Raw genomic sequence first — 10,347 nt, forward strand, 5'->3', positions numbered from 1 at the left:
TTATGCTAGCTTTCATGCGGATGGTCTCCTCCTGATGGTGCATCAACCTCCATCATGGCACATTGATGCCGCAAGGAGGCCGTCCACCCCATCTTGTGGATAGCCACGACTTTGTGCCGGGGCTGTAGTGGCGGGTTTGCCCCGCCATATGCCCCAATGGCTTGAATGCCTGGATGGCACACGTCTCCATTTCACCCGTAATCATGGTCTTTTCCCACAAAACTGGACTGCCACAGTTCGTCCCGGCGGGCTGCCCACAACTCCACAGGGACCTCCCAAGGGCCGCGCGCCACCAGACTCTTGGCGGTCGTGTCGCACGGCCCTCGGGTCCCTCCTGTGGATTTGTGGACAGCCATGACCTTGTGCCAGCACCAGTGAGCAGGGGCGGCGGTCTCACCAGACGCCTACGGCGGCCTACGGCTGGCGCGTCCCACGCGCCCTCTGGTGCAGTCAGTCCCTTGTGCCGGGGACGGGGCCTTTTTGCTCAGGAGGCAAGGAGTGGGGTGGCCGACCATGCCTCTTGCCCGCCGTTCCGCGTTGCGGGGCGCGAGGGGGTGTCATGTATAAAATGACGGGAAATGTAATAACGAAACAGACCGCGCCAATTTTTTCTTGGAAGATAGATGCGAAAAGAAATACAGAAATATAACGCGAAATATTGTTTCGTTTATTTGTGTAAAAAAGAACGAAAAAACACGCTTTTTCGGCAGTTTTCTGCGCTTTTTCTCTTGCTCTGTTTGTCGGGATGTACTAATCTTTACTTGTTGAGAGGGAATAGGCCCAAACAACAGAACGCCCCGGTCGGTGCTCGAACACCAAACCGGGACTAGCCAGAACAGAAAAGGGAACTTTCATGTCCGACGTAAAGAACACTGTAAGCAAATTGCCATTATCCCCGCAAGGTAATGTAGAGGAATTGCATTACTCAGATCAGACGCTGGCAGCGTTGGTGAAGTATCACGGTTGGCAATACTATGATGCACAGCGCCCCCAGAATGGTGTGGAGCGTCTGTTTGTCGGGATGGCCGCCGATGGAATGATGGTTCCCAATGGCGCACGCTACCTTGGAGCCAATTACTCCAAAGACCCGGAAAGCCATCGGTATATCGCCCTGCATTATGGGTTTGACCTGCTCAAAGACTGGGACGGCCGGGAAGGAACGCCAGCGGAGATTGCGGCCCAGGTCAACAAATGGGCGGAACAGTACGTCCAGATGGAACGCGCCAAGCTGAAAGCCGCTTAAATCGCCCCTCAGATCAGTGATATTTTTCTCAATATTTTTAGTGGAACAGGCAAATGTCAGGCAGCGTTAACAAGGTCATTCTGGTCGGTAATCTGGGCAAAGACCCCGAGGTGCGTCATGCGCAGAGCGGTCAGAAGATTGTTTCTTTCTCTCTTGCCACCAGCGACACGTGGAACGACCGGGCCTCTGGCGAAAAGCGCGAGCGGACCGAATGGCACCGTGTTGTCATTTTTAACGACCGGCTGGCCGATGTTGCCGAACGCTTCCTGCGCAAAGGCCGCAAGGTTTATCTTGAAGGCGCGTTGCAGACCCGTAAATGGACCGACCAGAGCGGGCAGGAACGCTACACGACCGAAGTGATCGTTGACCGCTTCCGTGGCGAGCTGGTTCTGCTTGATGGCCGCCCGGAAGGCGATGCGGGCGGTCATTATGGCTCTGCCTCTGGAAGCGGGCAGGCTGCTCCTGCCTATGGCAGCGCTGGCCCGACGGACGAAATTCCGTTCTGAATTGGCGGATATGGCGCGCGCCGAACGCGCGCCATTTTGGACACAAAAGATTAGTTCTGGTTCTGGGTCGGGATACGCAAGGGTGTGAGATCACACCAAGCCTGTCCGCTTTCCGTAACGTAGCTATGGCCCTCACAGTAGCGCGCCCGTTCCAGCGTATGCGACACCACCGCATAATGCGCCAGCAGCCCCCCACAGAAAAGCAGTGCCCCGGCTAGGCCCAGACGTGAAATCGCTTTCCAGCGTGTCGCCCGGTAGAACTCTCGTTCGTGATGGGGCATCTGCTGTTTCAGCCGGTCATACAGCTCCGTTTTCAATCCTCCCATGATTGAGGCGATCATCTTGTCAATGGTCACCTGCTGGTACTGTTTGAGCCGTTCCTCCTCCAACTTGATCCGCTGTTCCCCTGCCGAGCGGATTGCCTGCACAGCTTCCAGTCCGTTCGCCAGGTCTGCACGGAGCTGCGCCAGACTGGTCTGTGCCGTGTTTTCGGCGGCTGCTATCCGTGCGGCAGCCGTGTTCAGGCGCTGGCAGGTTTCTGCTGTCGCATCGCCCAAGCGGGCTAGCAGGAACCCCAACGGGCTATTCAGATCAATGCCCGCATCGTGGAGGCTGGCAAGGAAGCGCTGTCGCGCTTCCTCTTCCGGCGTTCTGCTGACGGGATGATTTATGGCATCCATTCGTCAGCACCTTCCTTGGTCAGATTGGTGGTGAAGTCCTTCAGCCATTTCTGAGCCATATGGACCCAAAGAGGGTTAAGAGGTCGTCCCGACTGCCCTGTTTTATTGGCAATCGCCTCGAATACACTCAGCCCTTCCTCTTCAATATATTTCATGCATGTAAGCGCAGGCATGTCGATCGGGATTACACCGGCTTTGGTCATTTCGGTCATCCGGGGGTCCTGCCTTAGCCACGCAAAAGGGTTTTCCGTGCGGCTGGTGTTACGTTGCAGGCCCGCATTCAGGAAGAGCAGGCTTGTTCCGCCCTGAAATGCGCCGCCAGCCCAAATCCGATGCATATGCTCGAAATCATCCCGTTCCGGCCCGGTGAAATAGGCATAGGTCGGGGTCAGGTTTGATGCGGCAAGAAAGTGCCCAAGATCAGATTCTGCCGCAAGTTCCTCGCTAATTCTGTCCCCGCCGCCCATGTCGATTACCACCGAGGCATTCTGCTTTAGCGCCAGCGCTAATGTATCGGCTAGCCAGACCTTGCAGGTTTCAAGTGTCGCGTTTTTTGGGCGGCCAACGCCATGTGCTCCCTCTGGTGGGTAGAGACGCGACAACATCGGGTTGTTAATGTCGCCGTCAGCGACAAGGACCTTGTGCCCCACCCCGATGGCATGTTGTGCGATGACGGCGCAACCCAAACTGCCACCGCTGCGCCCGCGTCCTATACGCCACAGGGCGCGGGGGCTGTGAGTGGGAACTGTAGGCAATTTATTGGTGTCAGCCATAAAATGAGACCTTCTAGTGAAAGGCGGGCACCATGCCCGTCTTTCACTATTGTTGCTCATTCCGTTGTGACGCTGTGCAGTGACCTAGACGTTAGAGTTTCCCACTACCCCGAGCTGCACGATAGACGAACTTTTCTCCTTCGCTCATGGAGCTTGTTGTCTCGTGTCGCGCATTTATTAGCCGCCCTACGTCTTTCAGCCACTCCCCTTCGAACTCATAGCCCCGTTTGCTGGGATAGCCCGGAAGATCGTCGCCAAACTCCCATGCGTTCCCACTCAGGGGGTTGATTTCGCCTTCTCGAACTGGTGGCAGGGTAGGGTCGAACGGCTTATAGGCGCGATACGACACCCCTGCGATCTTGGGTAGGTCAAGGGTGACTAGTGGCGTGTCGCCAGTCAGCGCGGCAGCATTGTGTCCTGCTGTTGACTGCGGATTGGCGACAGTGGCCGCCCGCGCCTTTCGTGCTTCGGCTTCTGCCTTAACGCGCTGGTTGTGTTCCGCCACGCGGGCGGCTTCCTCGCGCCGCCATGCCGCCGCCCTTTCTGTCTTTTCCATCCTGTCGTGCAGGGCGGCCTGCTCGGCGGCTTCCGCCTCGCGCCGCTGGCGAATTTCCGCCTGAATGACCGCCTTTTTGCTCTCGCGTTCCGCTTCGAGGCGCAGGGCTTCGGCGGCCCGTTCCGCAGCACGCTCATTCCGTCGCTCAAGCCATTTTCCGACCCGGTACCACGTCAGCTGGGCACAGCGGATCGTGGGCGTCTGGCCTTTGCCGTTCAGTAGCCCGACCGAGGCGAACCAGTCGCATAATGCCCGCCAGTTGATCCGGCGACCGTCCTGATGTGCCAGCAACGCCTCGCGATGGCGCTCCATCCAGGCCCGTACAGATGCGACGCCAGCAGCGCCGTCAAGCGCTTCCAGTGCCCCTTCTATCCCGATGCTTGCTGCCGACATTCTGCCCGTCCCCTGTCCTCTACGCTCATCTGTGACCGCGCCAGCACCCTATAACACGCCCTCACTTCCACCTCAAGAAAACATCAGCTTTGCTCGCGCTTTACATCGGAACTACTTCACTTCAACATCAGCAAAAAGATTTCTCCATATACAAATGCACCCTTTCGGGTGCGCCCCCTTCGGGGGGCTTTACGGGCAGCGCGATGGCTCGCGCAGCTTTTCGGTGAGCGGCTGTCGCCTCAGGGTGTTGCCAAGCGATGGCAGTGATGTCGTCAGGTGGGTCGGGACGGCCTTATGGGCGTTTCTTGATCTGACGTGATACTTGGAGAGACGTGTTGAAGGAGATATCCAATGCTCACACCGCAGCGTGCGAAATTCGCTATGCAGGTCGATCCGAAAGTGCTGGAAGCGGTGCGCGATCTGGCACGGCAGGAAGGGCGACAGCTTCAGGCGCTGGTCGATGAGGCGTGGGCGGACCTGATCGAGAAATGTCGGCAGGCGCGTCCCCGACCATCGGTCATGGCGCTTTATCAGGCGAGCCATGAGACTTTCGCCCTGCTGTACAGGAAGCTGGCTGAGTGACGGATTATCTGGAGGTTCTGGCCATCCACGAGGCCCAGATCGTTTGTTACGGTGGTTCTGCCGGGGAGCGGGATGTGGGCCTGCTGGAAGCAGCACTCTTTCGTCCGCAGACGGGTTACTATTCTGATCTGCTTGCTGACGCTGCGGCCTTGTGGGAGAGCCTGTCGCAGAACCCCCGAAAGCGAATCATAGGGCTGGACACCTAATCAGTAAAGCTCCTGCTCAATAAACCTCTGCCTAACTCTGTGGTATGCAAATCGCATATACAATATTCTTTGCGTTCTCATTGTTTATTGTATATACGATAAATCATGAAGTACGAGTGGGATGAAACAAAGCGGCAAAGCAATATCGTCAAGCACGCTGTCGATTTTGTCGTTGCAGAAGGCTTCGAATGGGATGTTGCTCTCATCATGACGAGTATGAGCTCAAACGAGCCCCGTCTTGTTGCTGTCGCCCCAATCAATTTGCGGCTTCATGTTCTGGTATTCAGCATTGAAACTCGCGTCATTCGTATAATCAGCCTGCGCAAGGCCAACAAGCGGGAGGCAAAGCTCTATGTCGCGCAAATCTGAATTTATCATGCCCACAGATGATGAGGATGCCCGTATCAATCAGGGCATTGCTCTGGACCCGGATAGCCCGGAACTTACCGAAACAGACTTCCTGCGAGCGCAGGAAGCCCGGCAGGCCATTCCTGCCCTCGCCAACGCACGGCGGGTGCGCGGGCCGCAGAAAGCCCCCACCAAGACGCTCGTATCAATGCGGCTTGACCCTGATCTTCTGGCCCGTCTCAAGTCAGATGGCCCCGGCTGGCAGTCGCGCGCAAATGACATGCTGCGGCAGGCAGTGGGCCTGTAGCCGCATTCTTTGGAGGACTCAGGAGGCGTAGCGGTGGAACGGTGATATGCGTCCACGGCGAGAGAACCGTCCTCTAATGGCCGATCGGTTGGGAACAGCCTGAACTACCCGCAGGTGTTGCATCTCCTGGGGATAGCCCTCACTCTCTGATCATGATCAGAAGCCGTCTCAACAGGAAGTGCCAGACGACAATTCCTCAGGCTGTGCGGATAGCGCTGGGTCTGCGGCCCGGCGATGAACTTTGCTACGTTATCGAGACTGGACGAGTGCGCCTGAACCGTGGGCGAGTGGCGTCAGGCGAGGCCGAGCCGTTTGCGACATTCCCCGAATGGGGCTCCGAGGCAGACCAGCAGGCCTTTGCCGCATTGTGAGATCTGATAGCGGCCCTTAGATGTTCTGGTGGCGGGAAGGTCGCCTGTCGGGACGACCTTCCCGCTCCTGACTGGCGTCACAACCATCTGTGTCAGGCTCTCCGTGCACATTCCGTGCCGGAGAGAAACAATGTCTAACACTGAGGCGACAAGGGATAACAGAGACCTTGTCCGAGCACTGGCCCAGCTTATGGCCGGCCAGGCGCAGGGCCACGAGATGCTCGGGGTCATCATCAAACTGCTGACGCCTGATGAGAAGGGCGACAATCGTGTGGCGGTGCTGCTGCAGGAACTGGTTGATCTGGCTGCCGCCCAGACTGAGGCTATTCAAGCCAATACTGAGCAAAGCCGTGCGACACAGGCTGCTGTCGACGCCCTGACGCGGGCGATGACAGCACGGGTCGCACCATGATCACCTATCGCAAATTATCGGCCGACGGCGCTGGCAAGCTGATTGTCGCCTATCTGCGTGAGCACCAGCTGGCGCCTGAGACCGATGTCCGTACGGAGCCTGACGCGGCGCGTGATGTCGAGACAGGCGACAGGCTGAATAACTACTACACGGGCAAGGATGGCAGAGGGGCATGGGGGCCGAATATTCCTGCGCGGATTGCAGCGGCTTTGGGGATTGATGTGACCCGTCCTCCCACGGATGAGGAACTGGCCAGACTGTTCGAGTGTCGCCGGGCGTCTGATGGCGAAGAATGGGACGGCAAGCACGCCAACCGTACGATCTCGGCCATCGACTTCACGGCGTCTCCCGACAAGTCGGTGACACTCGCCGCCGAATTTGCGGCGACAAAGGCCGAGCAGGCGCTGATCTGGCATATCATCCAGCGTGCCAATGATCAGGCGATGCACTTCATCGCCGATGAAATCGGGCAGGCCCGGCGCGGGAAGGGCGGGCTGGGTGAACTGCAGAAAGGCGAGGTGGCCTGGGTGTCGTTCCGGCACTACACGGCGCGTCCGGCCATGCACATTCAGGACGGTCCCGGGGGTGCGACAGCCTCGGTGGAAATTCCGGTGCCCGGCGATCCACAGGCGCATATTCATAATCCTGTGTTCAATGCCGTCGCGACGGAAGACGGTCACCTGGGGTCTCTGGATTCCGCCCGGATCACCCGGGTGACGTCTCATCTGTTTGGAGCCTATTTCCAGGCGGTGTTGGGGGAGCTGCTGCGCGAGAGCGGGATCAGGGTGCGGCCTGACGAGCGTGGGAAAGCCATTGTTATCGAGGCCATTCCCCGATCGGTCTGCGAGGCGTTTTCCAAACGGAGCAAACAGGCGGAGAAACAGGCCAAGGCCTTTGTCGCGCGACAGGGGGGGGACTGGAACACCATGTCGGCCGACCAGAAGTTCAAGGTTCTCCATCAGGCCAACCTTGCGTATCGCTCGAAGAAGTATAACGGCACCAATGACCGCGAGATCTGGCGCGAAGAAGCCGAGGCGCTGGGCTGGCGTCATGCGACAGTCCTCACGGATGAGCCGTTGCACGCACTGGACGATGCGGATCGCTATGAACGGGCTTACCAGATTGCAGCCCGGCTGCTTGAAGAGGAATTTCGTACCGCCGCCGTTCTCGATCGCGATGTCTTCAGGCTGCATGCAGCCCATGGCCTGATTGAGACGGGGATTAAAAGCGTCGATGACGTGCGGATTGTCGCCGAGATGATTGCGGCTCGGGGCATTACGGTGGACGGCAAGCCAACCATGTTCATCGAACAGGTCCGCGACGGCCGGATGCGGGTGGCCACACAGGCCCAGCTGGCCGTCGAAAAGGAAATGGGCGAGCTGGCGGGTTTTGCGGCACGTAATCCCGAGGGGGCGCTCAGTGCGGAGGCCATTGCCAAAGCGGTCCGTGAGTCCGGGCTGGATTTCACCCGTGACGCCGATCACGGCCGCACACAGCTTGCCGCCATTTATGCGTTGGGGCAGGCGGGTGGCCTCGGGTTTCTGGTGGGTGTTGCGGGGGCAGGCAAGACGGCGGCGCTGTCGCCTCTGGTGACGGCGTGGAAGGAGGATGGCCGTCAGGTGGTTGGTACCGCTCTGGCCTGGCGACAGGCGGATGCTCTCAAAGACGCAGGCGCTGACAGAACGGTCGCACTCTCTCCGCTGCTGCGTGAGATGGAGGCGGGACGGCTTACTCTGGCGCACGGGTCGGTGCTGGTGGTCGATGAAGTCAGCCAGATCGCGCCGGGGCAGCTACTGCGCCTTTTGCGTTTCCAGAAGGAGATGGGGTTTTCGATGCGCCTGCTGGGAGATCGGGAACAGGCGCAGGCGATCGAAGCGGGCGACAGCGTGGAAATTCTGCTGCGGGTTCTGCCGCGCGAGGCCCGGCCTGAGATTCTCACGACAATCCGGCAGAAGACTGAACGGGCCCGGCGGATTGCCGGGATGTTCCGGAGCAACGGCCGGGATCTGACGCTCAATGAACATGAGCAGCGCGACAAGGATACGGCGCGGGTCCGTCAGGCGATTGACATGAAACGTGCGGATGGGACGTTCGCGGTGATTGGGGGCGATCATGCGCAGGTCGTCGCGGATACGGCCGACTTTTATCTGCGGCGGCGTGACATGCTGGTGGCGTCAGGGAGCGCGCGCGGGATTACGATGTCGGCTCCGACCAATGAGGATGTCATGGCGCTGAGTGTCGCCGTGCGTGAGCGACTAAGGGCCAGAGGTGAAATTGGTACGGAAGAGATCGTGCGGGCGGGGATCGATCAGCGTGGGGAAGTGTATGACCTGCCGCTGGCCGTGGGGGACAGGGTGCGTCTTTTCTCGCAGACGCGGTGCCGGGTCGGGGCCGGCCGACAGACACGCTGGCGGGAGTTGGGTTCGAACGGTGATTTTGTCGATGTGCGCGGCTGGAACGATCAGGGTGTGTTTCTGCGTAACCTGAAGGGGCGTGAGGGGTTTGTGCCCTGGGCCAGTCTGGCGGATCCCGATACCGGCCGCACGAAGCTGGGGTTTGGGCATGCGATGACGATTGATGCCGCGCAGGGCATTACCTCGGACGAACATATCAACGCGATGCCGCGCGGCACGATGGCGGTCAGCGGGTTTACGACCTACGTGGCCGAAAGCCGTCATGCGCATATTGCCTGGACACGGGTTGCCGAAGCGCCGGTGCGTGAGGCGATTACGTTTGCCCGACCGCTGGGGGACAAGACGCCTGTGACCTATGAGGACATCCTCAACCGTGTTGCCGCTGACATGGGTAAGCATGACTACAAGGATCTTGCTATTGATCTTGCCGGTGCGACGCTCAGGCACGAGCAGGATACGACACGCTGGATCCGGCAGAACCACGAGATCGAAGCGGCCCAGCGCGATGGCCGCGCGCCGGGTGCGGCAGCGCGTAGTCATGTCGCGACACGAGGGCTGCGCGAGGTTGCCCCTGAGCAATGGGATGACATCAGCCGGACGCTGCGCCGGAGTGCCTATGCGCTGCAGAATCAGGCCGAGGCGCTTGTTCGTCGTGATCAGGACATCACCGTGGAACCGCTTAGGAAAAGCGCCGAAACTCTGGCCCCAGGAAAGATTATCAAACGTGATAGGGCTATCCAACGTGATAATGATATGGAGGTCTGAGGCTGAATATTGTTAAATTAGTAAACTGATTACATGGTCAATTTTACTTGGAGTTCGATTAAACCAATGGATGAGAATGTTCTTGAGTTTGAACGGTTACTTCCAACCCTCGCGCCGCTGGTGACGTGGGAGCGTGAAGCCCAGAGCTGCTCGACAATGGAAGAATATCAAGCCTATCGCCGGCGTTATGAGACCCTTAATCGGGATGGGATCGAGCTGTTGAGGCAATATGTGGAAGATCGTCCTCACTGGACACTGGTAGATATGCGAAATTTTCTTGGTTTCCTTCTTCGGCATCCGGATCTGATGTTTGAGCGTTCAGACGAGGGCACAGTCAGAGCACTGGCCGACGAAGCGTGGAATGGTTTGCGGGGTTGGCGGGCGTAGAGGGCGTCCTGCTTTTTTCTGTGATTGGTTCGGAAAAACGGGTCAGGCACCTATTCATGACGGGGGAACCATCAGTCTGAGTTATAACGGCTCTGTGGCCGAAGCTTTTTATCAGTCTGAACCGTATTGGGCGACGGACGATGTGAATGTTCTTTACCCCCGGGGGTTCAGCCTGACTGCCGCGTCAGGCCTGTTTTTGTGTACGGTTATCCGTCGGGAGAAATTTCGATTCAACTATGGCAGAAAATGGCATCTGGAACGGATGCGCGAGGCCGTGATACGCTTGCCAGCCACAAAGGCCCTCGACGCGGATTTCTTCTGTGGTTGCCGTCCGTTATGCAAGAGTTTTCTGACCCATATTGACGTGTGATCGTGTGCGGTCTTCTGTAAGGCCTGTTGATGTG

14 protein-coding genes are annotated in these 10,347 nt (G+C 58.5%); 11 read left to right on the forward strand and 3 right to left on the reverse strand.

Annotated elements, in window-relative coordinates; translation table 11 throughout:
- Nucleotides 1–853 precede the first annotated feature (853 nt).
- Both HNR55_RS16260 and ssb read left to right on the forward strand, forming a co-directional pair.
- On the forward strand, nt 854–1,243 hold the full coding sequence (locus tag HNR55_RS16260) for a hypothetical protein (protein WP_166117113.1): 390 nt from the start codon (nt 854–856) through the stop codon (nt 1,241–1,243).
- 53 nt (nt 1,244–1,296) lie between these two features.
- On the forward strand, nt 1,297–1,749 hold the full coding sequence (ssb, locus tag HNR55_RS16265) for a single-stranded DNA-binding protein (protein ID WP_276509740.1): 453 nt from the start codon (nt 1,297–1,299) through the stop codon (nt 1,747–1,749).
- Between the two features lie 50 nt (nt 1,750–1,799).
- On the opposite strand, the gene HNR55_RS16270 is transcribed toward ssb, so the two are convergent.
- The 3 genes from HNR55_RS16270 to HNR55_RS16280 all read right to left on the reverse strand — a co-directional run bounded on the left by HNR55_RS16270 (nt 1,800) and on the right by HNR55_RS16280 (nt 4,151).
- The gene (locus HNR55_RS16270) at nt 1,800–2,429 is read right to left on the reverse strand and encodes a hypothetical protein (RefSeq protein ID WP_166117115.1); all 630 of its coding nucleotides are present in this window, start codon (nt 2,427–2,429) and stop codon (nt 1,800–1,802) included.
- Nucleotides 2,417–3,202: a hypothetical protein gene (locus HNR55_RS16275; protein ID WP_143221937.1), complete on the reverse strand. Its 786-nt coding sequence runs from the start codon at nt 3,200–3,202 to the stop codon at nt 2,417–2,419. The genes HNR55_RS16270 and HNR55_RS16275 overlap by 13 nt, the downstream gene beginning before the upstream one ends.
- Before the next feature lie 91 nt (nt 3,203–3,293).
- Nucleotides 3,294–4,151, reverse strand: coding sequence for a hypothetical protein (locus tag HNR55_RS16280; protein WP_166117117.1), 858 nt, complete (start codon nt 4,149–4,151; stop codon nt 3,294–3,296).
- 351 nt (nt 4,152–4,502) lie between these two features.
- Between HNR55_RS16280 and HNR55_RS16285 the strand changes: the two genes are divergently transcribed.
- The 9 genes from HNR55_RS16285 to HNR55_RS17335 all read left to right on the forward strand — a co-directional run bounded on the left by HNR55_RS16285 (nt 4,503) and on the right by HNR55_RS17335 (nt 10,313).
- Nucleotides 4,503–4,733 (forward strand): hypothetical protein, encoded by a 231-nt coding sequence (locus HNR55_RS16285; protein WP_166117119.1) that lies wholly within the window; start codon nt 4,503–4,505, stop codon nt 4,731–4,733.
- Nucleotides 4,730–4,939, forward strand: a complete 210-nt coding sequence (locus HNR55_RS16290) for a hypothetical protein (protein WP_242005655.1) — start codon at nt 4,730–4,732, stop codon at nt 4,937–4,939. The genes HNR55_RS16285 and HNR55_RS16290 overlap by 4 nt, the downstream gene beginning before the upstream one ends.
- A gap of 105 nt (nt 4,940–5,044) precedes the next feature.
- A complete protein-coding gene (locus tag HNR55_RS16295; protein ID WP_166117121.1) occupies nt 5,045–5,308 on the forward strand; it encodes a BrnT family toxin in 264 nt (87 codons plus the stop codon).
- Entirely contained in the window at nt 5,292–5,594 is a 303-nt protein-coding gene (locus HNR55_RS16300) for a BrnA antitoxin family protein (protein WP_242005656.1), read from the forward strand. Before HNR55_RS16295 ends, HNR55_RS16300 begins: the two co-directional genes overlap by 17 nt.
- Before the next feature lie 152 nt (nt 5,595–5,746).
- Nucleotides 5,747–5,965, forward strand: coding sequence for an AbrB/MazE/SpoVT family DNA-binding domain-containing protein (locus tag HNR55_RS16305; RefSeq protein WP_166117123.1), 219 nt, complete (start codon nt 5,747–5,749; stop codon nt 5,963–5,965).
- 130 nt (nt 5,966–6,095) lie between these two features.
- Nucleotides 6,096–6,377 carry a hypothetical protein gene (locus HNR55_RS16310; protein WP_166117125.1) on the forward strand — a complete coding sequence of 94 codons (282 nt, stop codon included), beginning with the start codon at nt 6,096–6,098 and terminating at the stop codon, nt 6,375–6,377.
- Nucleotides 6,374–9,556 (forward strand): MobF family relaxase, encoded by a 3,183-nt coding sequence (gene mobF / locus HNR55_RS16315; protein ID WP_166117127.1) that lies wholly within the window; start codon nt 6,374–6,376, stop codon nt 9,554–9,556. Before HNR55_RS16310 ends, mobF begins: the two co-directional genes overlap by 4 nt.
- Before the next feature lie 66 nt (nt 9,557–9,622).
- Nucleotides 9,623–9,943 (forward strand): hypothetical protein, encoded by a 321-nt coding sequence (locus HNR55_RS16320; protein ID WP_166117130.1) that lies wholly within the window; start codon nt 9,623–9,625, stop codon nt 9,941–9,943.
- Nucleotides 9,918–10,313: a restriction endonuclease subunit S gene (locus HNR55_RS17335; protein ID WP_184382787.1), complete on the forward strand. Its 396-nt coding sequence runs from the start codon at nt 9,918–9,920 to the stop codon at nt 10,311–10,313. The genes HNR55_RS16320 and HNR55_RS17335 overlap by 26 nt, the downstream gene beginning before the upstream one ends.
- Nucleotides 10,314–10,347: the final 34 nt, after the last annotated feature.

Origin of the sequence: Acetobacter lovaniensis (genome assembly GCF_014207635.1) — a bacterium.
Lineage (GTDB): Bacteria > Pseudomonadota > Alphaproteobacteria > Acetobacterales > Acetobacteraceae > Acetobacter > Acetobacter lovaniensis.

Coding starts and splice junctions, on each gene's coding strand:
- HNR55_RS16300 (WP_242005656.1), top strand. CDS start 5,292: ATGTCGCGCAAATCTGAATTTATCATGCCCACAGATGATGAGGATGCC.
- HNR55_RS16285 (WP_166117119.1), top strand. CDS start 4,503: ATGCTCACACCGCAGCGTGCGAAATTCGCTATGCAGGTCGATCCGAAA.
- HNR55_RS16270 (WP_166117115.1), bottom strand. CDS start 2,429: ATGGATGCCATAAATCATCCCGTCAGCAGAACGCCGGAAGAGGAAGCG.
- mobF (WP_166117127.1), top strand. CDS start 6,374: ATGATCACCTATCGCAAATTATCGGCCGACGGCGCTGGCAAGCTGATT.
- HNR55_RS16260 (WP_166117113.1), top strand. CDS start 854: ATGTCCGACGTAAAGAACACTGTAAGCAAATTGCCATTATCCCCGCAA.
- HNR55_RS16305 (WP_166117123.1), top strand. CDS start 5,747: ATGATCAGAAGCCGTCTCAACAGGAAGTGCCAGACGACAATTCCTCAG.
- HNR55_RS17335 (WP_184382787.1), top strand. CDS start 9,918: ATGGTTTGCGGGGTTGGCGGGCGTAGAGGGCGTCCTGCTTTTTTCTGT.
- HNR55_RS16310 (WP_166117125.1), top strand. CDS start 6,096: ATGTCTAACACTGAGGCGACAAGGGATAACAGAGACCTTGTCCGAGCA.
- HNR55_RS16275 (WP_143221937.1), bottom strand. CDS start 3,202: ATGGCTGACACCAATAAATTGCCTACAGTTCCCACTCACAGCCCCCGC.
- ssb (WP_276509740.1), top strand. CDS start 1,297: ATGTCAGGCAGCGTTAACAAGGTCATTCTGGTCGGTAATCTGGGCAAA.
- HNR55_RS16320 (WP_166117130.1), top strand. CDS start 9,623: ATGGATGAGAATGTTCTTGAGTTTGAACGGTTACTTCCAACCCTCGCG.
- HNR55_RS16295 (WP_166117121.1), top strand. CDS start 5,045: ATGAAGTACGAGTGGGATGAAACAAAGCGGCAAAGCAATATCGTCAAG.
- HNR55_RS16280 (WP_166117117.1), bottom strand. CDS start 4,151: ATGTCGGCAGCAAGCATCGGGATAGAAGGGGCACTGGAAGCGCTTGAC.